The sequence below is a fragment of the Xanthobacter sediminis genome (assembly GCF_043195015.1).
Lineage (GTDB): Bacteria > Pseudomonadota > Alphaproteobacteria > Rhizobiales > Xanthobacteraceae > Xanthobacter.
The window spans coordinates 13,088-39,518 of the sequence record NZ_JBAFWH010000003.1 but is presented as its reverse complement, the minus strand read 5'-3'; the positions used below and the strand labels follow the sequence as shown (position 1 = coordinate 39,518).

The following is a 26,431-nucleotide window of genomic DNA, read 5'->3' as shown; positions in this document are numbered from 1 at the left end:
GTCCGGAGGCTGGCTCTTGTCCCGCGTGCTCACCATTGCGCCCACCGCGCCCTTTCTCGCCACCCTGGCGCGGGCGCTGCTGGAGGGGCGGCTGATCGCGGGATACGCGCCGCGCCATGACCCCATGGCCCTCGCCGAGGCCACCGTGTTCCTGCCCACCCGCCGCGCCTGCCGCCTGTTCGCCGAGGCGCTGCTGGAGGAAGCGGGCACCGGCGCCCTGCTCCTGCCCCGTATCGTGCCCCTGGGCGATGTGGACGAGGACGCGCTCGCCTTCTCCGAGGACGCGCCGCTGCTCGCCGCGCCCCACGCCATCGCCCCGGTGCACCGCCGGCTGGTGCTGGCCGCCCTGGTGGCGCGCTGGCGCGCGGCGCTGAAGGCCGGGGAGGGGCGTGCCGCGGTGGCCGCCGGGCCGGCCGCGACCCTGGCGCTGGCGGACGAGCTGGCCCGCCTGTTCGACGACCTCTCTACCGCCGGCGTCCCGCTGGCGCGCCTCGACGGCCTGACCCCGCGCGAGCTCGACCCCTATTTCGAGATCAGCCTCGATTTCGTGCGCATCGCCCGCGCGGGCTTCGACGGCTACCTGGCCGAGGAGGGGCTGGTGGAGCCGGCGGTGCGGCGCGACGCGCTGGTGGATGCCGAGGCGCGCCGGCTCGCGGAGCTGGGCGCCGGGGCGGGGCCGGTGATCGCCGCCGGCTCCACCGGCTCCATGCCCGCCACGGCGCGACTGCTGAAGGCTATCTCGCGCCTGCCCCGGGGCGCGGTGGTGCTGCCGGGCCTGGACCTTGTGATGGAGGACGAAGCGTTCGCGGTCCTGGGGGATCCCGTCCGGGGCGCGCCGGACCATCCGCAATACGGCCTCGCCCGGCTGCTGCGGACGCTGGAGACCTCCCGCGCCGGGGTGGAGCCGCTGGCCGCCGCCGGCCCGCGCGAGCTGCTGCTGAGCGAGGCCATGCGACAGGCGGAGAGTTCCGACCTGTGGGCGCTTTTGCCCGAGCGCCTGCCGCCGGAGGCGCGGGCCGAGGCGACGGAGCGCCTTACCGTGGTGGAGGCGGATGATCCGCGCCAGGAGGCGCTCGCCGTCGCGCTGCTGCTGCGCGAGAGCCTGGAGCGGCCGGGAGAGACCGCCGCCCTCGTGACCCCCGACCGCGACCTCGCCCGCCGGGTGGTCTCGGAGATGGCGCGCTTCGGGGTGATGGTGGACGATTCCGCCGGCACGCCGCTGGCGGAAGCGCCCCTGGGCCGGCTGGCGCGGCTGGTGGCGGAGGTGGCGGCGCAGGCGTGGGCGCCGGTGCCGCTGTTCGCCCTGGTGAGCCACCCCCTGGCGCGCCTCGGGCTCGACGACGACCTGAAGGCGGAGGCGCTGGCGGCGCTGGAGCTTGCGGCCCTGCGCGGCCCGCGCCCGCGGGCCGGGGTGGCGGGGCTGCGGGCCGCGCTCGATGCCTGCGATCCCGACCGCTTCCGGGGTGCCGATCCGCGCCGCCGCCTCACCGGAGCCGCCCTTGACCGGGCGCAGCTTCTGGTGGACCAGCTCGACGCGGCCATGGCTCCGCTGTCTGCTCTCGCTGAGCGGCGCGGCCCGCTGCCGCTGCCCGAGCTGGTGGCGGCCCACCGCGCCGCCGTCGAGGCCATCGCCGGCCCGCTGCTGGAGGATGACGACGACCCGGCCCTCGCGGCGCTGGCGCGGGCCTTCGCGGCGGTGGCGGCGGCGGCCGGCGACGGGCCGGACCTCGCCCTTTCCGATTATGCGGACGCCGTCTCCTCCCTCATCGGTGACGCCATGGTGCGGCCGGCGGGGGAGCGCCACGCGCGCCTGCGCATCCTGGGGCCGCTGGAAGCGCGGCTGGTGCGGGTGGACCGGGTGGTGCTGGGCGGCCTGGTGGAAGGGGTGTGGCCCCGCCAGGGCGAGACGGACCCCTGGCTCAGCCGGCCCATGCGGCTCGATCTCGGGCTCGACCTGCCGGAGCGGCGGATCGGCCTTTCCGCCCACGATTTCGTGCAGGCCTTCGGCGCGCCCGAGGTGGTGCTGACCTACGCCGGCAAGGTGGGGGGCACCCAGAGCGTGCCCTCGCGCTTCCTGAAGCGGCTTGAGACCGTGCTGGGCCCCGCACTTGCCGCCGAGGCGCGCGTGCGCGGCGCGCGCTGGCGCGCGGCGGCGGTGGCGCTCGATGTCGCTCCCCCCGTGCCGCGTGCGGCACGCCCGGCGCCCGCCCCGCCGCTGGCGTTGCGGCCCCGCCGGCTGACGGTGACGGAGATCGAGACCTTCCTGCGCGATCCCTATTCCATTTTCGCCCGCCACGTGCTCGGCCTCACGCCCCTCGATCCGCTGGACGCCGCTCCCGGCGCCGCCGAGCGCGGCTCGGCCCTGCACGAGGCCCTGGGCACCTTCACCACCGCCTTCCCCAAGGCGCTGCCGGCAGATGCGCTGGCGCAGCTCCTGGAGCACGGGCGCCGGGCCTTCGCGCCGCTCACCGTGTTCCCGGCGGAGCATGCGGTGTGGTGGGCGCGGTTCGAGCGCGTGGCGGCCTTCATGGTGGAGTTCGAGCGCCGCCGCCGGGCCGGCAGCGAGGCCATCGTCGCGGAGACGCCGGGCGCGCTCGACCTGCCGCTGGGCGAGCGGAGCTTCCGCCTCGCCGGCCGCGCCGACCGCATCGAGGTAAGGCGCGACGGCACGCTCGCGATCCTCGACTACAAGACCGGCACGGCGCCGAGCGCGAAGCAGGTGGCCTCCCTCTCCCCCCAGCTCGCGCTGGAGGCGGCCATGGCGGCGAAGGGCGCCTTCCGCCACGTGCCGCCGCTGCCGGTGTCCGAGATCACCTATGTGGAGCTGAAGGGCGGCGCCGCGGGCGGCGAGGAGAAACCCATCCGCTACAGGGACCGTACCCCCACGGACGTGGCCGAGACCGCGCTCGCCGGCCTTCTCTCCCTGCTCGCGGCGTTCGAGGACGAGCGGCAGGGCTACCGCTCCCTCGCCGCGCCCCAGTGGCAGGGCGGCTTCGGCGACTATGACCATCTGGCGCGGGTGCGCGAATGGGCGCTCGGCGGGGAGGAGGAGCAATGAGCAGCGCGTCCGATGCGGCCTCGGCCACGGGTCCCAAGGCCGAGGCCACGCGCCGCCAGTCGCTGGCGTCCGATCCCGCCCATTCGGCCTGGGTCTCGGCCAATGCCGGCTCGGGCAAGACCCATGTGCTGGCGCGGCGCGTCATCCGCCTGCTGCTGGACGGGGTGGCGCCGGCGCGCATCCTGTGCCTCACCTACACCAAGGCGGCGGCGGCCAACATGTCGAACCGGGTGCTCGGCATCCTCGGCCGCTGGGTGGGGCTGGACGATGCCGGGCTCGACGCGGAGCTGGTGCAGGCGACCGGAGAGCGGGTGACGCCCGCCCTGCGCGCCCGCGCGCGCCGGCTGTTCGCCCTCGCCCTGGAGACGCCGGGCGGGCTCAAGATCCAGACCATCCATGCCTTCTGCGGCGGCCTCCTGCATCGCTTCCCGTTCGAGGCGGGGGTGGCGGCCGGCTTCCGCGAGCTGGACGAGGTGGCGCGCGCCGAGCTGATGGCGCGCATCCGCCAGTCGCTCATCATCGAGGCGGCGGCCGCCCCCGCGGGCGAGCTGGGCCGGGCGCTCGCCATGCTGATGGCCGACCTCTCCGACGGCTCCATCACTGCCATGCTCGACGCCGCCATCGCCGAGCGCGAGCGCATCGCGGCCCTGGGGGAGGGCGCGGCCGCCCGCCGCAGCGCCCTGGCGCGGGCGCTGGGGGTGCCCCACGGCGCCGGGGTGGCGGAGCTGGAGGCGCAGCTTCTGGATAGCCCGCACCTGCCCTGGAGCGAGTGGGAGGCTGCGGCCGCGGCCCTCGCCACCTCCGACAAGAAGACCGACCAGGAGCGCGCCGCCGCGCTGCTGGCCGCCTACCACTCGGGCGATCCGGCCGAGGCGCGGGCGGAATATCTCGGCGTGTTCCTCACGGCCGAGCGGAAGCCGCGCGCCGACCGCTCCCTCGCCACCAAGTTCGTGGCCGACAACTACCCCGACCTTCTGGCCCGCATGCAGGCCGAGCGCGAGCGCCTCGCCGGGCTGGAGGATGCGCTGCGCGGCGCCCGCGTGCTGGAGCGCACCGAGGCGGCGCTCGTGCTGGGCGCGGAGGCCTGCCGGCGCTATGAGGCGGAGAAGGCCCAGCGCGGCCTGCTGGACTTCGACGACCTGGTGGCGCGCGCCTCCGGTCTGCTCAATCAGGTGCCCGCCTCCTTCGTGCACTACAAGCTCGACCAGGGCATCGACCACGTGCTGGTGGACGAGGCGCAGGACACGAGCCCGGCCCAGTGGCGGGTGGTGCACGGCCTCACCTCGGATTTCTTCTCCGGCGAGGGCGCGCGGCCGGGGGTGAAGCGCACCATCTTCGTGGTGGGGGACGAGAAGCAGTCCATCTTCTCCTTCCAGGGGGCGGACCCGCGCGCCTTCGGCTCCATGCGCGCGGAATTCGCGCAGAAGGCCGGCGGCGCCGCCTTCCGGCAGGTGCAATTGCCCCATTCCTTCCGCTCTGCGCCGGGCGTGCTGGAGGCGGTGGACCGCATCTTTTCCGGTACCGACGCCCACGCCGGCCTGACGCTGGATTCCTCCGCCCCCGTCCACGCCGCCATCCGGGCCGACGCGCCGGCCCTGGTGGAGCTGTGGCCCACCACGGTGCCGAGCCCCGCCCCCGAGGTGGACGACTGGCGCCGCCCGCTGGACGCGGTGCCCGGTGACGACCCGGTGAACCTGCTGGCGCGGCGCATCGCCGGCTTCGTGCAGGCGGGGGTCCGATCCGGGCTCGCCATGCCCGCGCGCGGGGGGGCGGCCATGCGGGCCGGCGACGTGCTGGTGCTGGTGCGCCGGCGGGGCCGCGTGTTCGAGGCCGTCATCCGCGCCCTCAAGGAGCTGAACGACCCCGAGGTGGCGGTGGCCGGCGCCGACCGCCTGGTGGTGGCCGAGCACATCGCGGCCCTCGATCTGATGGCGCTGGGCGACGCGCTCCTGTGCCCCGACGACGACCTCGCCCTCGCCAGCGTGCTCAAGAGCCCCCTGTTCGGCCTCACCGATGACGACCTGATGGTGCTGTGCCCCGGCCGTCCCGGCCGGCTCGCGGATGTCCTTGCCGCCGCCGGGGGCGTGCAGGTGCAGGCGGCCGCGCGCCGGCTCGCCGGCTGGCGGGAGGAGGCGCTGGCGCTACGGCCGTTCGATTTCTACGCCCGCGTGCTGGGGCGTGACGGCGGCCGGCGGGCCATGCTGGCGCGGCTCGGCCCCGAGGCCGCGGACGTGCTGGACGAGTTCATGGCCCTGGCGCGCGCCTATGAGGGCGCCGAGCCCGCGAGCCTGCCCGGCTTCCTCGCCTTCCTGCGCCGCGGCGGCGCCGAGACCAAGCGCGACATGGAGAGCGGGCGCAACGAGGTGCGGGTTATGACCGTGCACGGCGCCAAGGGCCTGGAGGCACCGCTGGTGATCCTGGCCGACACGGTGGACCTGCCGCGCCCGCGCACCGCCGGCGGCTTCCTGCGCCTGTCTTCCTGCGGGCTGGAGGTGCCGGTGCTGGCCGCGCGCAAGGCGGAGGATTCGCCCGCGATCGCCGAGGCGCGCGCCGCCGCCGCCGCCCGCGAGCTGGATGAATACCGCCGCCTGCTCTACGTGGCCCTCACCCGTGCCGAGGACGCCCTCGTGGTCTGCGGCGCCGAGACCAGCCTGCCGGCGAAGGACAAGGCCCATGCCCGGCCCGAGGGCTGCTGGTATGAGCTGGTGCGCACCGCCCTCTCGCCCGAGGCGGAGGAGGTGCCGGCCTTCGGCTTCGAGGGCAGCGTGCTGCGCTGGGGCAAGGGCGCGGCCTCCGGCGTGCTCGGCCTCGCGCCGCGGGCGCCGGCCGCCGCCGCCGAAGCGGTGGCGCCCCTCGCCTTCGCCGGGCCGCCGCCCCATGAGGCACCGCCACGGGTGCTGCGCCCGTCAAGAGCGGCGCCGCGCGTGGCGGGTGATCAGGCCGGGCCCTCCGGCCTCTCGCCGCTGGTGCGGGGTGATCTCGTGCACCGGCTGCTCGCCGGCCTGCCGCCGATCGCGCCGCAGGAGCGGGCGGCGGCGGGGCTGCGCCTGCTGCGTCATGCCGGGGCTAAGCTCGACGCCACCGCCCATGACGAGATCATGGCCGAGGCGCTCGGGGTGCTCGGCCATGCGCCGCTCGCGGATCTGTTCAGCGGGGAGAGCCGGCCGGAGCTGCCGGTGGCGGGGCATCTCGACCTGCCGGGCGGCGGGCGCGTGGCGGTGAACGGGCGCATCGACCGGCTCGCCATCCTGCCCGACCGGCTCCTCCTCGCCGACTTCAAGACCGACCGCGCGCCCCCGGAAAGCCTTGAAGGCGTCCGGGAGACCCATGTGGCGCAGCTCGCCCTCTACGGGGCGGTGCTGTCGCGCGTATTCGGGGGGCGGGCGGTGGAGGCGCGGCTCGTCTACACCGCCGCGCCGCGCGTGTTCGTGCTCGACGGCGCGAGGCTGGCGGCGGCGCTCTCCCGGCTCCCGGCGCTCACCTCAGCGTGACGCGGCTTGACGGGACGGGGAGGGCATCCCTACGTTCCGGAGCAAGATTCAGTGGGTTCTTCCCTTCTGCCCCTACGAGGTATGCCATGGCCGTCGAAAAGGTGACCGATCAGAATTTCGAGACCGACGTGCTCAAGTCCGGTGCGCCGGTGATTGTCGATTTCTGGGCGGAGTGGTGTGGTCCGTGCCGCATGGTGGCGCCGATCCTCGAGGAGGTTTCCGGCGAGCTCGGCGAAAAGGTCCGCATCGTCAAGCTGAACGTGGACGAGAATCCGCAGACCGCGTCCAAGTACGGCATCATGTCCATTCCCACCCTGCTGATGTTCAAGGATGGCAAGATCGCCTCCCGCCAGGTGGGCGCCGCCCCGAAGGCCAAGCTGGTGCAGTGGATCAACGCTGCCGTCTGAGCCGGCCGGCGTCGGAAAAAGAAAGGCCCCCGAGCGTGCTCGGGGGCCTTTCTCGTTTCAGGGAGCCTGCCTGATGCCATCGGCCCCGGTCTTCGAGCGCCGCCGCACGGGTTTCGCTCAAGCGCCGCGGGCCTTTGGTCTCAGGCGTTCTCCTCGGCGATGCGCATCAGGTAGCGGCCATATTCGCTCTTGCCGAGCTTCTCGCCGAGCTTGTGGAGCTGGTCGCGGCCGATGAGGCCGCTGACGAAGGCGATCTCCTCCGGGCAGGCGATGCGCAGACCCTGCCGGCGCTCCAGGGTGCGCACGAAGGTGGCGGCGTCCACCAGGCTGTCGTGGGTGCCGGTGTCGAGCCAGGCATAGCCCCGGCCCATCTTTTCCACCTGGAGCTGGCCGCGCTCCAGATAGGCGCGGTTGACGTCCGTGATCTCCAGCTCGCCGCGGGCGGAGGGCTTCAGGTTGGCGGCGATGTCCACCACCTGCGCGTCGTAGAAATAGAGGCCCGTGACCGCCCAGTTGGAGCGCGGCTGCCTGGGCTTCTCCTCGATGGTCAGCGCCCGGCCCTGGGCATCGAACTCGACGATGCCGTAGCGCTCGGGATCATTGACGTAATAGGCGAAGACGGTCGCGCCCTCGGCGCGCTGGGCGGCGGGCGCCAGCAGCTCCGGCAGGCCGTGGCCGTAGAAGATGTTGTCGCCGAGGATGAGGGCGGAGCTTTCGCCGGCCACGAAGTCCGCGCCGATCACGTAGGCCTGGGCGAGGCCGTCCGGGGAGGGCTGCACCGCATACGAGAAGGAGATGCCCCACTGGCTGCCGTCGCCCAGCAGGCGCTGGAACTGGGGCACGTCCTGCGGGGTGGAGATGATGAGGATCTCGGTGATGCCCGCGCGCATGAGGACGCACAGCGGGTAGTAGATCATCGGCTTGTCGTAGACCGGCATCAGCTGCTTGGAGGTGACGAGGGTCAGGGGATGCAGGCGCGTGCCGCTCCCGCCGGCGAGGATGATGCCCTTCATGCGTTCTCTCTGCTCTCGGTCATTGGGCGGTTGTGCCGCCCGTCGCTGTGTGCGCCGAAACCGCCGGTGGGGCAAGCGCGACGGCCTCCGGCGGGCGGCTCCCGCTCAGTCGGAGCCGAACAGGTCTCGGGTGAAGACCTTGTCCGCCACGTCGGCGAGCTCGTCGGTGCAGCGGTTGGCGACGATCACGTCGGCCTGGGCCTTGAAGGTCGAAAGGTCGCGCTCCACCGGGGAGTTGAAGAAGTGCGATTCCCGGATCTGCGGCTCATAGACCGTGACGGGAACGCCCTTGGCCTTGATCCGCTTCATGATGCCCTGGATGGAGCTGTCGCGGAAATTGTCGGAGCCCGCCTTCATGGTGAGGCGGTAGATGCCCACGTGCCGGGGCGCGAGCGCCAGGATGCGCTCGGCGATGAAGTCCTTGCGGGTGGAGTTGGCGTCCACGATGGCGCGGATGAGGCTCTGCGGCACGGTGGAATAATTGGCGAGCAGCTGCCTCGTGTCCTTGGGCAGGCAGTAGCCGCCGTAGCCGAAGGAAGGGTTATTGTAGTGCCCGCCGATGCGCGGGTCGAGGCTCACCCCGCCGATGATCTCCCGCGTGTCGAGGCCGAAGGCGAGGGCGTAGCTGTCCAGCTCGTTGAAGAAGGCCACCCGCATGGCGAGGTAGGTGTTGGCGAACAGCTTGATGGCCTCCGCCTCGCCGGGGCCGGTGAACAGCACCGGCACGTCCTGGCGGATGGCGCAGTCCTTCAGCAGGCCGGCGAAGGTGTGCGCGGCCTCGGTGTGGTCGCCGACGATGATGCGGGAGGGGTGGAGGTTGTCGTGGAGCGCCTTGCCCTCGCGCAGGAATTCCGGGGAGAAGATGATGTTTTCGCGCCCGAGCCGGGCCCGCACCTGCTGCACGAAGCCCACGGGGATGGTGGACTTGATGATGAGGGTGGCGTCGGGATTGATGGCGAGCGCCTGGTCGATCACCGTCTCCACCGAGCGGGTGTCGAAGTGGCTGGTGCGGACGTCGTAATTGGTCGGGGTGGAGACGATGACGAACGCGGCGCCCGCGAACGCCTCGCGCGGATCGAGGGTGGCCTTGAGGTCGAGCGCGCGCTCCGCGAGATAGTGCTCGATGTCGGGATCGACGATGGGGGAGCGGCGGGCGTTGATGGCCGCCACCCGCTCGGGGTCCACGTCGAGGGCGGTCACCACGTGCTTCTGGGCCAGAAGCACGGCATTGGAGAGGCCCACATATCCCAGTCCCGCGATCGCGATCCGCATCTTCAGCCCGTCCCATCGGTTCTGCGCGCGTGAACGCTCTAGACCCTCGCTCCGGCCGCGCCAAGGGGGCGCGTTCGGGGGCAGATGCCGGGGCAGCGGGAACGGCGCCCGTGGGCGCCTGGCCTTCGGGGGCATGCCATCGGCCCCGGCCGTCGATCGGCGCCGAATAGACGGCTCTCAAACGCGGCGCGGGCTCGACCGATCGCCATGAGCCGGGCTCACGATGATCGGGGTCAGGCGCGCATCGTGTCGAAGTCGGCGAAAGCGCGCTCGAAGCGGTGGAGGTTGGTGGCGGTATAGGCGCGGTAGTCGAAGTCGATCTGGGATTCGAGCTCCGAGATCATGCTCCACAGGCTTTCGCGCAGCAGCGAGGCCACGAACATGGCCTGAAACCTCAGGCGCAGGGCATCGTCCGGCTCGCGCTCATAGTAGAGGCGCAGCAGGTCGCGGCGCTGGGCGAGGTCGAACTCGTTGTTGGAGGCGAGGTTGCCGAGGTCGAACAGCGGGGTGTTGAAGCCGCCGTAGTCCCAGTCGATCAGCCACAGCCTCTTGCCGTCGTCGATGAAGTTGGCGGGCAAGAGGTCGTTGTGGCCGAATACGATCTCGGTGGGGCCGAGCGCGGCTTCGAGGCGATCGATCACCGCCGAGAAACGGGGCAGGTCGCCGGCCAGGCGGTGGCGCCGGTCGGCGAGCGCGGCGATGTAATTGCGCAGGATATGGAAGGTCCAGAAGCCGAGCGCCGGCCCACGGATGTGGCGGGTCACCTCCCGGTGGGCGCGCTGCACCAGCTCCACCACGCGCGAGAGGTTCGCGCGCACGTCGGCCTCGTTGAAGGTGCGCCCCTCGATGAAGTCGATGACGATGAGGCCGGGCTCGAAGTAGCGCAGGGCGGGGGAGACCCCGGCCGCCTCCGCCGCCAGCGCCGCCGCGCGCTCGTTGAAGCGCATGACGTTGTGCAGCGGGATGTCGGCGCCGAGGCGGACCACGTATTTGCGCGGTCCGTCCTCCACCAGGAAGTTCGAGTTGGTGATGCCGCCGCCGAGGGGCTTGGGGTCGACGGGGCCGCCCCAGAAGGACAGGGCGCGGATGCGGTCCGCGGCGTTGCTGCTCATGGATGTTCCCTGCCGTTCTTCAATGTCCCGCGCGGGCCTTCAGCCGGGCGCTGCCGGCCGTGATCAGCCGGTCGGCGATCATGCCGATGAACGCCACCGACAGGCCGGCGACGAGGCCGAGGCCCACGTCCGCCTTGGCGAGGGCGGCATAGGTCACCTGGCCGAGGTCGCGAGTGCCGACCAGCGCGGTGATGACCAGCATGGACAGCGCCAGCAGGATGGTCTGGTTGAGGCCCAGCAGCATGTCCGGCACCGCCAGCGGCAGGCGGATGCGGGTGAGGATCTGCCGTCGCGTGCAGCCGCTCATCACGCCCGCCTCCACGAGGTGCGGCGACACCTGCGCCACGCCGTGGGCGGTGTAGCGGATGGCCGGGGCGATGGCGTAGAGCACGATGGCGATGAGGGCCGTGAAGTCGCCCACCCGGAACAGCATCACGATGGGAATGAGGTAGACGAACGCCGGCAGGGTCTGCAGCGTGTCGATGATCCATTCCACCACCGTGCGCAGGGCCGGGCGCTGGGCGCAGGCGACCCCCACGGGCACGCCGATGAGCACGGAGATGACCACCGCCACGCCGCACAGATAGACCGTGATCATGGTCGCCGGCCACAGCCCCACCACCGCCATGAAGGCGCACATGAGGCCGACCGTGAGCGCGAGCCGCACGCCGCCGAGCCAGTAGCCAGCGAGCGCCGTCACCGCCACCACCCAGGGCCAGGGCAGGGCCAGCATGAACTGCTTCACCGGCGCCAGCACGTTGAGCAGGATGAAGGTCTTCACCGCGTCGAGCGGGCCGTTGAAATTGATGTTGATCCAGGACACGAGATCGCCCCAGAAGGGTGCCGTGGACAGGCGCCACGCCTCCGGATAGGGCGCGACATGGGGCCAGTGGGCGGCCGCGAGCCAGCCCGCCGCCGCAACCGCCAGCGCCCCGTAGACGGCAAGCCGAACGCGCTTCTGGTTGCCGCCGCGGCCGGCGCGCCGGGCACGGAAGGCCAGTGCCTGGGCGAAGCGGTCGAGCAGGATGGCGAGCACGGTGATGGCGAGGCCCGCCTCCAGGCCGCCGCCGATGTCGAGGCGCCGCAGGGCCGCCAGCACGTCCCAGCCGAGGCCGCCGGCGCCGATCATCGAGGCGATGATGACCACGTTGAGCGAGAGCATGATGACCTGGTTCACGCCCACCATGAGCGCGGGCATGGCGGAGGGCACCAGCATCTTCCAGGTGATCTGGCGGCGCGTGCAGCCGGTCATGCGGCCGAGCGCGTCAATCTCCTCCGGCACGGCGCGGATGGCCACGATGGTGATGCGGACCATGGGCGGTACCGCATAGATGATGGTGGCGATCATGGCCGAGACCGGCCCGAAGCCGAACAGGATCAGCATGGGCAGCAGATAGGCGAACACCGGCATGGTCTGCGCCACGTCCAGCAGGGGCGACATCAGCCGCTCCAGCGTCCGCGAGCGCACGCAGCCAAGGCCCAGCAGCAGGCCGCCGAAGGCGCCGATGATGGCCGACACAAGCACCGAAGCGAAGGTGACCATGGCGCTCGTCCACTGGCCGAACACCGCGAGGTAGGCGAGGCCCAGCGCCATGCCCACCGCGAGGCGCAGGCCGCCGATGGCGTAGGAGACGGCGGTGGCCGCGATCACCAGCGAGAACCACGGCACGGGCGGAAACAGCTGCACCGCCGCCGAGCCCTCGCCCTGCATCACGCCGGTGGCGAAGATCGACTTCGCCACCGTCAGCGGCAGGTTGAGCACTGCCGAGATGGCGCGGGTGAGGTCGCGCACGGTGAACAGGCCGAACGAGGCGCTGTTCATCAGCCACTTCATGAAATCGGAGATCCACGCGGCAAGCGGCAGCTGCCAGGCGACGGGATATTTCGTGGCCCAGCCCGGCAGGGCCCCGGCGGGCAGCATCACCGCGACGATGGTGAGCACCACTACCGCCGGCCACACCAGCCGGCGCCAGGGGAAGGGGGCGGCGACCGCCTGCGGGTCCGTGTCCGGTGTCGTGTCCTGCGCGCTCGCCATGGTCATGCCGCCACGCCCCTCGGCTCGCGGCCCACGAGCACGTCGATCATGGCGAGCCGGTCGATGGCGCCGAGGATGCGGCCGTTGTCCACCACGCCGTAGACGCCATCGGCGGAGCCCACCTGATGGGCGAAGGCGGAGATGCGTGCCTTGGCCTCGATGAGGCCGGCGAATTTCGCGTCGGCCGGGGCGGGCGTCATGATGGCGCGGGCGGTGAGGATCTTGGCGCGCGGCGCCTCGCGGGTGAAGGCGCGCACGTAGTCGGTGGCGGGGGTGAGCACCAGCTCCTCGGCGGAGCCGATCTGCTCCACGCGCCCGTCCTTCATGATGGCGATGCGGTCGGCGATGCGCACCGCCTCGTCGAAATCGTGGGTGATGAAGACGATGGTCTTCTTGAGCATGCCCTGGAGGCGCAGCACCTCGTCCTGCATCTCGCGGCGGATGAGGGGGTCGAGGGCGGAGAAGGGCTCGTCCAGGAACCACAGGTCCGGGTCGGCGGCGAGGGAGCGGGCGATGCCCACGCGCTGCTGCTGGCCGCCGGAAAGCTCGCTGGGGAAGCGGTGCTCGCGACCCTTCAGGCCCACGAGCTCGATCATCTTCTGCGCCTTGTCCAGGCGCTCGGCCCTGGTGCGGCCCTGGATCTCCAGGGGGAAGGCCACGTTCTGCAGGATGTTGAGATGGGGCAGCAGCGCGAAGTGCTGGAACACCATGCCCATCTGGTGGCGGCGGATCTGGATCAGCTCGCTCTCGGAATACTTGAACAGGTCGCGCCCCTCGAACAGCACCTCGCCGGCGGTGGGGGGCGTGAGGCCCGAAAGGCAACGCACGAGCGTGGACTTGCCCGAGCCCGACAGGCCCATGATGACGAAGGTCTGCCCGCGCTGGATCTCAAGGTTGACGTCGCGCACGGCGGCGGTGACCCCGGCTTCGGCCAGGGTCGCGGCATCGGCGGTGAGGCGGCCGTCGACGACGAACTTCCGGGCTTTCGCCCCGTAGAGCTTGGCGACGTCGCGACAGGCGAGAACGGGATGGCTCATGGCTGTGTGGCCTTGGAAACGAAGGTGCCGGCGCGCGCCCGGATGGAGGAGCCTCCCTCCGGGCGCGGGTCTCGATGGGTGTGAACGCCTCTCAGGCGGTCACTTCTTCACCCAGGCCTTCCAGGTGGGCTCGTTCTTGTTGACCCACTCGGCGGCCACGTCCTCGACCTTCTGGCCGTCGATATCGACGCGGGCAGCAAGCTCGCCCATGGTCTGGTTGTCGAACTTGTAGTCCTTGATGATCTCGTAGGCGCCCGGCCACTTCTTTTGCATGCCGGACCACACTGCCTTCCAGATGGGACCGCGCGGCTTGGCGCAGTCATACTTCATTTCCTTGTTCACGCCCCAGGCGGGATCTTCGTAGCAGGCCGGCTCATAGGCCGGGAACTCCACGAACTCGCCCTTGTATTTGATGGGCGCCCAGTGCGGCGTGTAGATCCAGAGGATGATGGGGGCCTTGCGCTCGTAGGCGCTCTTCAGCTCGGCGAACATGGCGGCATCGGTGCCGGCATGGATGACCTCGAACGGCAGGCCGAGGGCTTCCACGCGCTCCTCGTCATAGCCGCCCCAGGTGGAGGGGCCGCCGAGATAGCGCCCCTTGGGGGCGGTGTCGGGAGTGGAGAAGGCGGCGCCGCAATTCTTCAGGGCCTTCCAGTCGGGCAGGCCGGGGCACTTTTCCTTCATGTATTCGGGGAACCACCAGTCCTCGCGGGCTTCCATGCCGGAGGAGCCCACGTTCTCCACGCCGCCGGTCTTCACGGCCGCGTCAAGGGCTTCCTGCGCGGTGGTGGCCCAGACTTCCGGCGCCACGGTGAGGTCGCCGGTGCCCATGCCCGAGAACTGAGCAAGATAATCCGCCGGGACATATTCGACGTTGTAGCCCTGCTTCTTCAGGATCTCACCCATGATGTGGGCGCTGAGGAGCTGGCCGGTCCAGTCGTTCAGTGTGATCTTGATGGGATCCTTGGATTCCGGCGCGGCCCATGCCGTGCCGACCGCCATGGAGACGACGCCCGCGAGGGCGATGCGAGACAGAGTGCGAAGCATGCGGAACCCCTTTGGAAGTTTATTTGCGCGATTTGTTGCGGCTCTAGGCGCCGTTCACTAGGCAGAAATTTCATATCGTCCCAGGAATGAAGCGGAGCATATTTTGTTTTTTCGCAACCCGCGTGCGCGAATTTGCGGCTTCCTGTGACTATTTTGGGGGCAGGACGAGGTCTCTCCTTTCGCTTGGGTTTGCGGCCGGAAATCGAGGGCGCGCGCCGCCGCACGAGGGACAGGCGGCGGCGCGCGCGTCACCCGCCGGTCAGGCGAGGATCTTCTTCATCTCGGGGTCGTAGAGCGGCGAAAGGTGCACCTTCGCCGGCACCCGCACGGTCGCCACGTCCAGCTCATAGGTGCCCGACAGCACGAAGGCGTCGTCGAGGCCCTTTTCCGGCTGGCGCACGTAGCCGTAGCCGATGGGCTTGCCCAGCGTGTGCCCGAAGCCGCCGGAGGAGAGCCAGCCCACCCGCTCGCCGTCGCGGTAGATGGTTTCCCGGCCCAGCAGCACCACCTGCGGGTCGTCCACCGTGAAGCAGGCGAGGCGCTTCCTCAGCGGCTCGGCCCGCTTCTTCTCCAGCGCCTCGCGGCCGATGAAGGGCGTGCCGGTGTCGCGCTTGAGCGCCCAGCCGAGACCGCTCTCGAATGGGGTGTGGTCAGGGCCGATGTCGGCGCCCGAGGCCCAGTAGCCCTTCTCCAGGCGCAGGGTCTCGATGGCGCGGTAGCCGGCATTGCGGATGCCGAACTCGGCGCCCGCCTCCATCACCGCCTCATAGACGGTGGCGGCGAACTCCACGGGAATGTGCAGCTCCCACCCCAGCTCGCCCACGAAGGTGAGGCGCAGCGCCATCACCGGTGCGCCGGCGACGTTGATGTTGCGCACGGTGGCGAACGGGAAGGCCGCGTTCGAAACGTCGTCGCGGGTCAGCTTTTCCAGCACCTTGCGGGCGTTCGGGCCCATGAGCGCCAGCACCGCATACATGGATGAGACATCCATGAGATGGGCGTCGAGGCCCGCCGGCAGGCGGCGCTTCAGCCAGTCGAAATCCTTCGTGGCCGCGCCCGTTCCGGCGACGATGTAATAGGTGTCCGCCGCGAGCCGCCCCACCGTGAGGTCGCATTCGATGCCGCCGCGGGCGTTCAGCATGGGGGCATAGGTGAGCGTGCCCGCGGGCCGCGTCATGTCGCCGGCGCTGACATAGGAGAGGGCGGCCTCCGCGTCCTTGCCGATGAGCATGAATTTCGCGAACGAGGTCTGGTCGAACACGCTCACGCTCTCACGGGTGGCCTTGTGCTCGCGCGCCACGGCGTCGGTCCAGTTGGGGCGGCCGAAGGTGTAGTGGTCCTGGGCTTCCTCGCCCTCGACGGCGAACCAGTTGGGCCGCTCCCAGCCCAGCTTCTCGCCGAACACGGCGCCCTGCGCCTTCAGCCGGTCGTAGAGCGGCGAGCGGCGCAGCGGGCGCCCGCTTTTGTGCTCCTCGTGGGGCCAGGCGATGGTGTAGTGCTTGGCATAGGCCTCCAGCGTGCGCTTGCGCACCCAGTTCACGTCCTGGTGGTTGCGGCCGAAGCGCAGGATGTCCACGGGCGAGAGGTCATAGGGCGGCTCGCCGCCGACGATCCACTCCGCCAGCACCTTGCCCGCGCCGCCGCCGGAGGCGATGCCGAAGGCGTTGAAGCCCGCGCCCACGTAGAAGCCGGTGAGCTCCGGCGCCTGGCCCAGGATGAAGTTGCCGTCGGGCGTGAAGCTCTCGGGCCCGTTGATGAGCTGCTTGATGCCGGCGGTCTGGAGCGCCGGCACGCGGCCGAGCGCCAGCTCCATGAGCTGTTCGAAATGGTCGAAATTGGACTGGAGGAGCTGGAAGTTGAATTTCTCGGGGAAGCCGCCCACCGCCCAGGGAATGGGGTTCGGCTCGTAGCCGCCCATGACGAGGCCGCCCACTTCCTCCTTGTAATAGGTGAGGCGATCGGGGTCGCGCAGGGTGGGCAAGGTGGAGGTGACGCCCGCGATGCGCTCCGTCACCATGTATTGGTGCTCCACCGAGACCAGGGGCACGTTCACCCCCACCATGGCGCCCACCTCGCGGGCCCACTGGCCGGCGCAGTTCACCACGATCTCGCATCGGATCGGGCCGCGGCTGGTCTCCACCACGGTGACGCGGCCGTTCTCCACCTTGAAGCCGGTGACCTCGGTATCCTCGAAGATGCGGGCGCCGTTCATGCGCGCGCCCTTGGCCAGCGAGCCGGTGATGTCGGAGGGATTGGCCTGCCCGTCGGTGGGCAGGAAGGCGGCGCCCACCACGTCGGAGATGTCCATGAGCGGCCACAGCTCCTGCGCCTCCTTCGGCGTCAGCAGGTGCATCTCCAGCCCGAAGGAGCGCGCGGTGGTGGCCTGGCGCTTCACCTCGGTCCAGCGCTCCTCTGTGCAGGCGAGGCGCAGGCCGCCGTTCATCTTCCAGCCGGTGGCAAGGCCCGTCTCCTGCTCCAGCGTCTGGTAGATCTTCACCGATTCACCCAGGAGCTGGGTGATGTTGGCGTTGGAGCGCAACTGCCCGACGAGGCCGGCGGCGTGGAAGGTCGAGCCCGAGGTGAGCTTGTGGCGCTCGATGAGCACCGTGTCCTTGAAGCCCAGCTTGGCGAGGTGATAGGCGGTGGACGTGCCGATGATGCCGCCGCCGACGATGACGACCTGGGCCTGGGTCGGAAACTCAGCCATGAATATCCCCTGATACCATCGGCCCCGGTCCTTGACCGCGCCAAGTGGGTTTCGCTCAAACGCCGCGCGGGCTTGACCAGGAGCCCGTGAGAAAAGCTCACGCGCCCCTGGCACGGGTGGCTCTGCCGCGGGCATTGCGGCTGTGTGGTGCGCGCCCGGTGAAGCCCGCGAACCCACATATGATTCCTGCTGCGCTGCGGCGAAGTCAACGAAAATCCACAAAATCATATTGCTTTGTGTGGCAAAGAGAGGTTTTTGTGGACTGTCATAAGGCGCCGGTGTGTTTCGGCCGCAGGCCGTGGGCGCATTGCGAGGCCGCCCGCGGGAAGAGGGGAATTCCATGACCGATATCGATGCGGATCTCGTCGCCGCCTTCGCCGGGACGCTCGCCGACACGGCGCGCACCCTGGCGCGGGCGCATTTCCGCAAGACCACCGCCTTCGAGCGGAAGGCTGACGAGAGCCCCGTGACTGTCGCCGACAAGGCCATCGAGGCCGCCCTGCGCGAGGCCATCGCCGCGCGCTTCCCCGGCCACGCCATCCTCGGCGAGGAAGCGGGCATGACCGGCGGCGACGACCATCTGTGGGTTATCGACCCCATCGACGGCACCAAGAGTTTCATTACCGGCATGCCCCTGTTCGGGGCGCTCATCGCCTTCGCCGAGAAGGGGGTGCCGCAGGTGGGGGTGATCGAGGTTCCGCCCCTCGGCGAGCGCTGGGTGGGCCTGCCGGGCCGCGCCACCCTGAACGGCGTGCCGGCGCGGGTGAGCGGCTGCGCCGTGCTGGCGGACGCGCGCGTCTACACCACCTCGCCTGACTTCTTCACCCCCGAGGACTGGGCGCGCTACGACGCGCTGAGCCGCCAGGGGGCCATGCGCCGCTTCGGCGGCGATTGCTACCAATACGGCCTTCTCGCCTCCGGCCATTGCGACCTGGTGGTGGAAACCGCGCTTCAGCCCTACGACTACATGGCGCTGGTGCCTGTGGTGGAGGGCGCCGGCGGCGTGATGACCGACTGGCAGGGCCGCCCGCTGGGCCTCGCTTCCGACGGCAAGGTGGTGGCCGCTGCCTCGCTGGCCCTGCACGCGGCGGCACTGCGGGCGCTCAACGGCTGATGCCAATGGCCCGTGAGCTTTTCTCGTGGGTCCTTGGTGAAGCCCGCATGGTGCTTGAGCAAACCCGCTCGGCGCCTGGTCAAAGGCCGGGGCTGATGGCCTAAGGCCGGGCGCCGTCCCCCTCGCACGACACGTGCAGGGAGGGGCGAGTCTGGTGGTGCACGGGGCGGAGCGCGGCGCCGCCGACCCCTCCCATATCGGAGCGGTCGTGTTCGGGCTTGTCTTGGAGGGCTCGGATGGGAGGCGGCCGGTCCCACGCCCTTCTCCGTCGACGTCGGACATGCCGGAGCAGGGGGAGCCGGCGCGGTCAAAGCTGGATGTCCGGTCCCGGAGCTAAAGCTCCGCTTCCCCGCCACTGCACGGACGGCGTGAGGGCGCCGCCCGCGCGGCCGCGGGATCAGGCCTTGTCGAGGGCGGCGAGGAAGGTCTCCACCTCCCGGCGCAGGCTTTCGGCTTCGGTGGCGAGCTGGTTGGCGGCGTTGAGCACGGTGCCGGCGACGGTGCTGGTCTGGTCCACCGCCTCCGCCACGCCGGCGATGTTCCGTGAAATCTCGCCGGTGCCGAGCGCCGCCTGCTGCACGTTGTCGGAGATTTCCGCCGTCGCCGTCACCTGCTGCTGGGCGGCGGAGGCCACCGCGGAGGCCACGTCGCTGATGTCGGCGATGGAATCACTGATGCCCTTGATGGCATCCACGGTCGAGCTGGTCGCGGTCTGGATATCCGTGATCTGTGTCGCGATGTCCTCGGTGGCCTTGGCGGTCTGCGCGGCGAGGGATTTCACCTCGCTCGCCACCACCGCGAAGCCGCGGCCGGCGTCTCCCGCCCGCGCCGCCTCTATGGTGGCGTTGAGGGCGAGCAGGTTGGTCTGCGCCGTGATTTCCTGGATGAGCTGGATCACCGAGCCGATCTTCTCGGCGTCGCGCGCGAGGCGGTCCACCACGGTGCCGGTGCGGTTCGCCTCCTGCACCGCGGCGGCGGCCATCTGCGAGGCGTTGGAGACCTGCCGGCCGATCTCGCGGCTGGAGACGGTCATCTGCTCCGTGGCGCCGGCCACCGCCTGGACATTCGATGAGGCATCCTGCGAGGCGGAGGCCACCACGTTGCTCTGCTGCTGGGTCTGCTGGGAGGCCGCCAGCATGGCCGCTGCGCTCGCCTGAAGGTCGCCCGCGGAGCCGGTGAGGCTGCCCACCACCGCCTTGATGACCGCCTCGAAATTGCGGGCGAGGCCCGCGATGCGGGTGCCGTGGGCGATCTTCGCCTCCGCCTCGGCGCGGTTCGCGGCTTCGAGCGTGGCGGCCTTGATGAGGCCCTCGCGCAGCACCTCGAACGATCGGGCGAGGTCGCCGATCTCATCCTTGCGGCCCTGGTAGGGGATGGTGAAATCGGTCCTGCCCTGCTGGAGGGTGGAGGTGACATCAACGATCCGCCGCAGCGGCGGGACGATGGAAAGAATGAGCACACAGACGATAACGCTGCCCACGGCGATGCCGAGCAATCCCAGAACCAGCGTCTGCGTGAAGGATTCGGGGTGGAATTGGTACAGGTTCACCAGATGAAGGATAAAGAATGTCCACGCAGCCACTATCGGTGGCATGAAGCAAAGGACAATTCTCAGGCCAAGGCCCTTTGTGAAGATGCCAAGTAGGGTTATTATATAGTTGAACACGATGGCGTTCCCTCGCCTCGAAACAACTCTACTTGATTTAGTTCGGGTGCCTTGCCGGTGCCAGGGCACGCCTTGATGCGTGCCGGCTCACGAATGAAACACGCGGAGCTTGCCGGAAGCTTTGGACACGGGCGCTTCCTTGCCTTGGGGGAGCCCGCGCGGCGGCCGGATGAGCAAAGGGCCGCGGCCTCCCTCGGGAAGTCGCGGCCCTTGCTTTCAGCTCACCTGGCGCCATCGCGCCGGATCTGCAACCCGAGGACGCCCCTGCGGCGTCACATGGCCTTCTGGCCGCTCGCGGTGGCCGTGCGCTCGCTGGAGCCGGAGGCCGGCAGCGCGGCGGGCGGCTTCGTGCCGGCGGTTTCGGAGGCGGGCGTCGCTGCCGGGGCGGCGGGCACGGGCTTCGGCTTCGGCCGCGACTTGAGGGCCTGGATGGAGGCCATCACCTCGGCATGCAGCTTGGGCATCTTCTCGATGTTGAAGTGGTCGATGGACGCTACGCCGTCGAGGTCGCGGTTCACCAGCTTGCCACGGAAGCCGGGGCCGGCGGTGAGGCGCTTACCGTAGCCATTGTTGGCCTGGTAGTAGTTCACGAACCGGCCGGAGGCCTTGCCCACGGTGTTCACGCCCACGGGATCGAAGGTCACAACCAGCTTCGGGGGGGTGCCGAGGGCGGTGAGGCGCTCGCTCGCTTCGATGGCGGCGTCCGCGCCCAGCGAATGGCCGATGATGATGATGGGCGAGCCGCGCTCGGACCTGCTCACCGCGGAGGCCTGGGCGGCCACCTGCTCCCACTGGCCGTACTCATACACCTGGGCGGGGATGCCACGGGCATTGAGCTTGGCGGCCAGATCGTCCATGCCCAGGGAGAACACGTTGGCGAGGCCGCGCATGAGGTAGACGTGGGGGGTGCCCTGAGCGGCGGCGGGCCGGCCGGTGGCGGTCAGGAACAGCGCTGCGAACAGCGCCACGGCAAAGCGCAAGCTCAACGTCATTTGGGCACCATGGATCGTGACAGCCGAGTTCTGCCGTCAATCGTGCCGGGCGGCAAGCCAAGTTTGCTTCACCGTGGCAACAGTCTTCCGGCGCCCCGCATTTACGCGGGGAGCGTTGCGCAACGGCATCATTTTCCGGAACGTCAGGTGGCTTCGCCCACCAGCAGCACGTGCAGGCTGCGCGGGCCGTGGGCGCCCAGCAGCAGGGTCTGCTCGATGTCGGCCGAGCGCGACGGGCCGGTGACCATGTTCACCGTGCGCGGCAGTGCTCCCGGCGCGAAGCGGGCGCGGATGCGGGCCCACACCGCCTCGTAGTCGCCCGCCACGTCGCGCGCGTCGATGAGCACGAGGTGGTGGTCGGGCAGGAAATTGAGGGTGGTGGGATTGTCCTGGCCCGAGAGCAACACGAGCGTGCCGGATTCCGCAACGCCGGCGAAGGCATGGGACAATCCCACGAGCTGGCGTCCGTCGGACGGGCCGATCCACACGTCGAGCTGCGGCTCGCTGGACCAGGGCAGGATGGCGAGGCGCTCGTCCGCGCCGCGCAGCAGGGTCGCCGGCAGGTTGCGGGCGCGCAGGTAAGCGGCGATGGCGCCGGGCACCTGCGCATCGCCGGGCAGGTGATCGAGGGTGGCCGCTGCCGCCAGCACCATTTCCTTGAACAGGTCGAGGCGTTCCGCCGGAGGCAGCCGGCCGCGCGCCGGCACTACGCCGGCCGGGTGCCCCGCGAGCCGGTCGGCCACCTCCTGGCGGCGCGGCGCTTCCTTCGAGGTGACCCCCAGCGCCCGGCGGACGGAGGCGAGGACGGTGTCGCGGGAGCTGGTCATCGCGCGGTGCTCCGGTTCGCGGCCTTGCGGGCGCGCCACTGGGCCTGGAAGGTATCGCCCTCGGGGGCGGGAAAGTCGCGGTGCTTCGTCCACCCGCCGGCGAGCGGCAGGGCGGAGAAGCGCCCCTTCGCACGGCCGAGCGCCCCCAGCGCCGCCATGGCGAGCCGGGTGGCTGGCCGGTAGAGCCAGCCGCGCGTGGCGAGGAAGCTCCACAGCTTCAGCCCGTAGCGCTGCGGCGCCGGGGTGAGGTGGCGCTCGAACTCCTTCTCCCGCCAGTGCCGCATGAGCTTCGGCAGGGGGATGCGCACCGGGCACACCTCCTCGCACCGGCCGCAGAAGGTGGAGGCGTTGGGCAGGTTCGCGCCCTTCTCCACGCCGATGAGCGCGGGCGTGAGCACCGAGCCCATGGGGCCGGGATAGACCCAGCCGTAAGCGTGGCCGCCGATGGCGTGGTACACGGGGCAATGGTTGATGCAGGCGCCGCAGCGGATGCAGCGCAGCATCTCCCGCAGTTCGCCCTGGAGCATGGCCGAGCGCCCGTTGTCCAGCAGCACCACATGGTATTCGCCGGGCCCGTCGGGATCGTCGGAGCGGCGCGGGCCGGTGGAGAAGCTGGTGTAGACGCTCATGTCCTGCCCGGTGGCCGAGCGGGCGAGCACGCGCAGCATCTGCGTGGCGTCCTCCAGCGTCGGCACCAGCTTCTCCAGAGAAGCGAGCACGATGTGCGCCTTGGGCAGGGTCTGGGTGAGGTCGCCGTTGCCCTCGTTGGTCACGAGCACCGAGGTGCCGGTTTCCGCGATCAGGAAATTGGCGCCCGTGATGCCCACGTCCGCCACCAGGAACTTTTGGCGCAGCTCGCCCCGTGCCTCCGCCAGGAGCGAGGTGGGCTCGGTGAGGTCGCGGTCCTCCGGCAGGTCGGTGTGCACGCGGCGGAAGTCCGCCTCCACCTGCCGCTTGTTGAGGTGGATGGCGGGGGCGATGATGTGGGAGGGCGTCTCGCCCCGGATCTGGATGAGATATTCGCCGAGGTCGGTCTCGACCGGGACGATGCCCTGCGCCTCCAGGTGGTCGTTGAGGCCGATCTCTTCCGAGATCATGCTCTTGCCCTTGGTCACCGTCTTCGCGCCGAGGCGCCGGCAGATGTCGGTGACGATGGCGCGGGCATCCGCCGCGTCCACCGCGAAGTGCACATGGCCGCCGGCCGCGCGCACCTTCTCCTCGAACCGCTCCAGGTAGAGGTCGAGGTGGGCGAGGGTGTGGTTCTTGATGTCCCGCGCGCTGTCGCGCAGGTCCTCGAACTCAGGCATCTTCTCGGCCGCGGCACGGCGCTTGCCGATAAAGCCCGGGCCCACCTTGGCGAGGGCTTCCTGGAGCTGGGCGTCCTCGAGCGCCGCGGCGGCGTTCTCCTTGAGGCGGGGCGAGGTGATGGCGACGCTCATGGCGGTGCTCCCTGTGCTCAGCCCTTGCCGCCGGCGGGTTTGGGGGCGCCGATGGCGGGCGCGTCGCCCATGCCGGCGAGCACTTCCGCCACGTGGCGGACGGCGATTTCCCGGCCCTCGCGCTGGAGCTTGCCGGCCATGTTCATGAGGCAGCCGAGATCGCCCGCCAGCAGCGTGTCGGCGCCCGAGGCGAGGGCGTTCTGCGCTTTCTTGCCGACGATGGCGTTGGAGATGTCCGGATACTTCACGCAGAAGGTGCCGCCAAAGCCGCAGCAGGTGTCGGCGTCCGCCATCTCCACCAGCTCGAGCCCTTCCACCGTGGCGAGCAGCGCGCGCGGCTGGTCCCTCACCTTCAGCTCGCGCAGGCCCGAGCAGCTGTCGTGATAGGTGACGGTGCCGGCGTAGCGCGCCTCCACGCCCGTCATGCCCAGCACGTCCACAAGGAAGGAGGTGAGCTCGAACACCTTGGCGCAGAAGCGCTCGGCGCGGATCATGCCGTCCGGCTCGCCGGCGAACAGCTCGGGGTAGTGCACCTTCATCATGCCGGCGCATGAGCCGGAGGGCACCACCACATAGTCGAAGCCCTCGAAGGCGGCGATGGTCTGCTCGGCCAGGGCGCGGGCAGTGGCGCGGTCGCCGGAATTGAAGGCCGGCTGGCCGCAGCAGGTCTGGCGCGGCACGTCCACCTCGCAGCCGGCTTCTTCCAGGAGCTTCGCCGCCGCGAAGCCCACCGCGGGGCGGATGGTGTCCACCAGGCAGGTGCAGAACAGGCCCACCCGGTGCGGGCGGCGGGGCGCGGGGGAGGGCGCGGCGGAAGAGGTCATGGCAGCTCTGCGCTCTGGCGGTGCGGGCAAGCGGGCGACTAGGCCCGGAAGGGCTTGGGCGAGGCGGGCCTTCGTCGCGGCCCCGGGCAGGGGGAAGCGGCAGCCGTTCACATTGGAGCAATCCTATATCACCTCGCCGGCGGGGGTGGAATGCGCCGCCGGCGCGGGCGCTCAGCCCACCAGCTCGAACCACTCGTCCTCGGTGATGACCTGGACGCCCAGGGCCTGCGCCTTCTCCAGCTTGGAGCCGGCGCCGGGGCCCGCCACCACGAGGTCGGTCTTGGCCGAGACGGAGCCCGCCACCTTCGCGCCCAGGCGCTCGGCCATGGCCTTGGCCTCGTCGCGGGTCATCTTCTCCAGCGACCCGGTGAACACCACCGTCTTGCCGGAGACCGGGCTTGCCGCCGCCACCTGCTCCATGGGCTCGGGCGTCACGTGGGTGAGCAGGGCGGCCACCACTTCGCGGTTGTTGGGCTCGGCGAAGAATTCCATCACAGCTTCCGCCACCACGTCGCCGATGCCGTCGATGGCGATCAGCTCCTGCCAGCCGGCATTGCCCTTGGGGTGCTCCTCACCGGGCATCTGCGCCGCCAGCGCCACCTGCTCCAGCGCCGCCACGGTGCCGAAATGGCGCATCAGGCGCTTGGCGTTGGTCTCGCCCACGTGGCGGATGCCGAGGGCGAACACAAAGCGGTCCACCGCCACCGTCCGCCGCCCCTCGATCGCCGCGAACAGATTGGTGGCGGAGGTCTTGCCCCAGCCCTCGCGGTTTTCAAGCCGCTGGAGGGAGGCGGCGTTGCGCGCATCGAGGGTGAATATGTCGGCGGGGGATCGCACCAGCCCCCAGTCAAAAAGCGCCTGCACCTGCTTTTCGCCCAGGCCCTCGATATCGAAGGCGTTGCGGGACACGAAGTGGCGCAGGCGCTCCACCATCTGGGCCGGGCAGATGAGGCCACCGGTGCAGCGGCGCACCGCGTCCACCTTGCCGGTCTTCACGTCCACCTCGCGCACTGCATGGGAGCCGCAGGCGGGGCACACGGTGGGGAAGACATAGGGCACGGCGCCTGCGGGCCGGCGCTCCTCGGTCACGCGTACCACCTGGGGAATGACGTCGCCGGCGCGCTGCACCACCACCGTGTCGCCGATGCGGATGTCCTTGCGGGCGATCTCGTCCTCGTTGTGCAGGGTGGCGGAGGAGACAACCACGCCGCCCACCGTGATGGGCGCGAGCTTCGCCACCGGGGTGAGGGCTCCGGTGCGGCCCACCTGGATCTCGATATCCTCCAGGAGGGTCACGGCCTGCTGGGCCGGGAACTTGTGGGCGATGGCCCAGCGCGGCGAGCGCGAGACGAATCCCAGCCGCCGCTGAAGCTCCAGCGCATTCACCTTGTAGACCACGCCGTCGATATCGTAGCCGAGGGTCGCCCGCCGCTCCTCGATGCCGTGATAGTGGGCGACCAGCTCGCGCGCGGAGCGCACCACCACGGTGAGAGGATTGGTGGGAAAGCTCCAGCGCGCAAAGGCTGCCACCATGCCCATCTGGGTGTCCGCCGGCAGGGTCGCCGCCTCGCCCCAGGCATAGGCGAAGAACTTCAGCGGCCGGGCGGCGGTGACAGCGGGATCGAGCTGGCGCAGGGAGCCGGCGGCGGCGTTGCGCGGGTTCGCGAACACCTTTTCGCCCGCCGCCTCCTGGCGGGCGTTCAGCGCCTCGAAGTCCGCCACCGCCATGTAGACCTCGCCGCGCACGTCGATGATGTCGGGCACGTCGTCGCCCTCCAGCACCTGCGGGATCTCGGCGATGGTGCGCACGTTGGCGGTCACGTCCTCGCCCTCGCTGCCGTCGCCGCGGGTGGCGGCCACCTCGAGGCGGCGGTTCACGTAGCGCAGGGAGCAGGACAGGCCGTCGATCTTGGGCTCGGCGGTGAAGGCGACATCCTCCCCTTCCCCCAGGCCCAGGAAGCGCTTCACCCGGCCCACGAACTCCTCCACCTCCGTGTCGGTGAAGGCATTGGCCAGCGAGAGCATGGGCACCTGGTGGGTGACCTTGCCGAACTTCTCCACCGGCGCCGCGCCGACCTTCGCGGAAAGGCTGTCCGCCCCGGCCAAGGCCGGGAAGCGCTGCTCGATCTCCTCGTAGCGGCGGCGCAGGGCATCGTAGTCCGCGTCCGAGACGACGGGGGCGTCCTCGCGGTAGTAGGCGGCGTCGTGCCCGGAGATCTCGATGGCGAGGGCCTTGTGCTCGCGGGCGGCCTGCTCAGCGGACAGGTCCTCTACGTCAAGGGCGCGGAGCGTCGATGGGGAGGGGCTGGTGGAAGTCCGGGTCATGCGGCGGCTCTCGGCGTCCGGCCGGATCATCGGCCGGCCTCATCGCCGCAAGAGATAGCCGATGA

The 26,431-nt window shown here is 70.5% G+C and carries 17 protein-coding genes; 4 read left to right on the top strand and 13 right to left on the bottom strand.

All coding sequences use genetic code 11. The features are described 5' to 3' along the window. Positions 1–25: 25 nt before the first annotated feature. From addB to trxA, 3 genes are all read left to right on the top strand, one after another. On the top strand, positions 26–3,058 hold the full coding sequence (gene addB, locus V5F61_RS04290) for a double-strand break repair protein AddB (protein WP_393989602.1): 3,033 nt from the start codon (positions 26–28) through the stop codon (positions 3,056–3,058). Next, a complete protein-coding gene (gene addA / locus V5F61_RS04285; protein ID WP_393989545.1) occupies positions 3,055–6,549 on the top strand; it encodes a double-strand break repair helicase AddA in 3,495 nt (1,164 codons plus the stop codon). Before addB ends, addA begins: the two co-directional genes overlap by 4 nt. Before the next feature lie 86 nt (positions 6,550–6,635). After that, positions 6,636–6,956 carry a thioredoxin gene (trxA, locus tag V5F61_RS04280; RefSeq protein ID WP_393989544.1) on the top strand — a complete coding sequence of 107 codons (321 nt, stop codon included), beginning with the start codon at positions 6,636–6,638 and terminating at the stop codon, positions 6,954–6,956. Positions 6,957–7,096: 140 nt separating this feature from the next. Here the strand turns inward: trxA and rfbA are convergent, their stop codons facing one another. The 7 genes from rfbA to V5F61_RS04245 all read right to left on the bottom strand — a co-directional run bounded on the left by rfbA (position 7,097) and on the right by V5F61_RS04245 (position 17,179). Further along, positions 7,097–7,969, bottom strand: a complete 873-nt coding sequence (rfbA, locus tag V5F61_RS04275) for a glucose-1-phosphate thymidylyltransferase RfbA (protein ID WP_393989543.1) — start codon at positions 7,967–7,969, stop codon at positions 7,097–7,099. A gap of 105 nt (positions 7,970–8,074) precedes the next feature. After that, entirely contained in the window at positions 8,075–9,241 is a 1,167-nt protein-coding gene (locus tag V5F61_RS04270; RefSeq protein ID WP_393989542.1) for a nucleotide sugar dehydrogenase, read from the bottom strand. Positions 9,242–9,474: 233 nt separating this feature from the next. Beyond that, positions 9,475–10,353, bottom strand: a complete 879-nt coding sequence (locus V5F61_RS04265; RefSeq protein ID WP_393989541.1) for a phosphotransferase — start codon at positions 10,351–10,353, stop codon at positions 9,475–9,477. A gap of 19 nt (positions 10,354–10,372) precedes the next feature. Beyond that, positions 10,373–12,394: an ABC transporter permease gene (locus V5F61_RS04260; protein WP_393989540.1), complete on the bottom strand. Its 2,022-nt coding sequence runs from the start codon at positions 12,392–12,394 to the stop codon at positions 10,373–10,375. Further along, entirely contained in the window at positions 12,391–13,425 is a 1,035-nt protein-coding gene (locus V5F61_RS04255) for a quaternary amine ABC transporter ATP-binding protein (protein ID WP_393989539.1), read from the bottom strand. The genes V5F61_RS04260 and V5F61_RS04255 overlap by 4 nt, the downstream gene beginning before the upstream one ends. A gap of 99 nt (positions 13,426–13,524) precedes the next feature. Beyond that, positions 13,525–14,472: an ABC transporter substrate-binding protein gene (locus V5F61_RS04250; protein ID WP_393989538.1), complete on the bottom strand. Its 948-nt coding sequence runs from the start codon at positions 14,470–14,472 to the stop codon at positions 13,525–13,527. Between the two features lie 259 nt (positions 14,473–14,731). Further along, positions 14,732–17,179, bottom strand: coding sequence for a GcvT family protein (locus V5F61_RS04245; protein ID WP_393989537.1), 2,448 nt, complete (start codon positions 17,177–17,179; stop codon positions 14,732–14,734). Positions 17,180–17,519: 340 nt separating this feature from the next. Here V5F61_RS04245 and hisN point away from each other — a divergent pair, with 340 nt between their 5' ends. Beyond that, positions 17,520–18,293 carry a histidinol-phosphatase gene (gene hisN, locus V5F61_RS04240; protein WP_393989536.1) on the top strand — a complete coding sequence of 258 codons (774 nt, stop codon included), beginning with the start codon at positions 17,520–17,522 and terminating at the stop codon, positions 18,291–18,293. Positions 18,294–18,690: 397 nt separating this feature from the next. Here hisN and V5F61_RS04235 read toward each other — a convergent pair whose 3' ends face one another. The 6 genes from V5F61_RS04235 to ligA all read right to left on the bottom strand — a co-directional run bounded on the left by V5F61_RS04235 (position 18,691) and on the right by ligA (position 26,366). Next, the gene (locus V5F61_RS04235) at positions 18,691–19,875 is read right to left on the bottom strand and encodes a methyl-accepting chemotaxis protein (RefSeq protein WP_393989535.1); all 1,185 of its coding nucleotides are present in this window, start codon (positions 19,873–19,875) and stop codon (positions 18,691–18,693) included. A gap of 356 nt (positions 19,876–20,231) precedes the next feature. Beyond that, positions 20,232–20,951, bottom strand: coding sequence for a hypothetical protein (locus tag V5F61_RS04230; protein ID WP_393989534.1), 720 nt, complete (start codon positions 20,949–20,951; stop codon positions 20,232–20,234). Between the two features lie 143 nt (positions 20,952–21,094). Beyond that, a complete protein-coding gene (locus V5F61_RS04225) occupies positions 21,095–21,778 on the bottom strand; it encodes a LutC/YkgG family protein (protein ID WP_393989533.1) in 684 nt (227 codons plus the stop codon). After that, positions 21,775–23,217, bottom strand: a complete 1,443-nt coding sequence (locus V5F61_RS04220) for a LutB/LldF family L-lactate oxidation iron-sulfur protein (protein WP_393989532.1) — start codon at positions 23,215–23,217, stop codon at positions 21,775–21,777. Before V5F61_RS04220 ends, V5F61_RS04225 begins: the two co-directional genes overlap by 4 nt. Positions 23,218–23,234: 17 nt before the next feature. After that, positions 23,235–24,041 carry a (Fe-S)-binding protein gene (locus V5F61_RS04215; RefSeq protein WP_393989531.1) on the bottom strand — a complete coding sequence of 269 codons (807 nt, stop codon included), beginning with the start codon at positions 24,039–24,041 and terminating at the stop codon, positions 23,235–23,237. Positions 24,042–24,212: 171 nt separating this feature from the next. Continuing rightward, positions 24,213–26,366 carry an NAD-dependent DNA ligase LigA gene (ligA, locus tag V5F61_RS04210; protein WP_393989530.1) on the bottom strand — a complete coding sequence of 718 codons (2,154 nt, stop codon included), beginning with the start codon at positions 26,364–26,366 and terminating at the stop codon, positions 24,213–24,215. Positions 26,367–26,431 lie beyond the last annotated feature (65 nt).

Excerpts from the sequence above, each read along its gene's own strand:
- addA (WP_393989545.1), top strand. The coding sequence starts at position 3,055 with ATGAGCAGCGCGTCCGATGCGGCCTCGGCCACGGGTCCCAAGGCCGAG.
- trxA (WP_393989544.1), top strand. The coding sequence starts at position 6,636 with ATGGCCGTCGAAAAGGTGACCGATCAGAATTTCGAGACCGACGTGCTC.
- rfbA (WP_393989543.1), bottom strand. The coding sequence starts at position 7,969 with ATGAAGGGCATCATCCTCGCCGGCGGGAGCGGCACGCGCCTGCATCCC.
- V5F61_RS04270 (WP_393989542.1), bottom strand. The coding sequence starts at position 9,241 with ATGCGGATCGCGATCGCGGGACTGGGATATGTGGGCCTCTCCAATGCC.
- V5F61_RS04265 (WP_393989541.1), bottom strand. The coding sequence starts at position 10,353 with ATGAGCAGCAACGCCGCGGACCGCATCCGCGCCCTGTCCTTCTGGGGC.
- V5F61_RS04260 (WP_393989540.1), bottom strand. The coding sequence starts at position 12,394 with ATGACCATGGCGAGCGCGCAGGACACGACACCGGACACGGACCCGCAG.
- V5F61_RS04255 (WP_393989539.1), bottom strand. The coding sequence starts at position 13,425 with ATGAGCCATCCCGTTCTCGCCTGTCGCGACGTCGCCAAGCTCTACGGG.
- V5F61_RS04250 (WP_393989538.1), bottom strand. The coding sequence starts at position 14,472 with ATGCTTCGCACTCTGTCTCGCATCGCCCTCGCGGGCGTCGTCTCCATG.
- V5F61_RS04245 (WP_393989537.1), bottom strand. The coding sequence starts at position 17,179 with ATGGCTGAGTTTCCGACCCAGGCCCAGGTCGTCATCGTCGGCGGCGGC.
- hisN (WP_393989536.1), top strand. The coding sequence starts at position 17,520 with ATGACCGATATCGATGCGGATCTCGTCGCCGCCTTCGCCGGGACGCTC.
- V5F61_RS04230 (WP_393989534.1), bottom strand. The coding sequence starts at position 20,951 with ATGACGTTGAGCTTGCGCTTTGCCGTGGCGCTGTTCGCAGCGCTGTTC.
- V5F61_RS04225 (WP_393989533.1), bottom strand. The coding sequence starts at position 21,778 with ATGACCAGCTCCCGCGACACCGTCCTCGCCTCCGTCCGCCGGGCGCTG.
- V5F61_RS04220 (WP_393989532.1), bottom strand. The coding sequence starts at position 23,217 with ATGAGCGTCGCCATCACCTCGCCCCGCCTCAAGGAGAACGCCGCCGCG.
- V5F61_RS04215 (WP_393989531.1), bottom strand. The coding sequence starts at position 24,041 with ATGACCTCTTCCGCCGCGCCCTCCCCCGCGCCCCGCCGCCCGCACCGG.
- ligA (WP_393989530.1), bottom strand. The coding sequence starts at position 26,366 with ATGACCCGGACTTCCACCAGCCCCTCCCCATCGACGCTCCGCGCCCTT.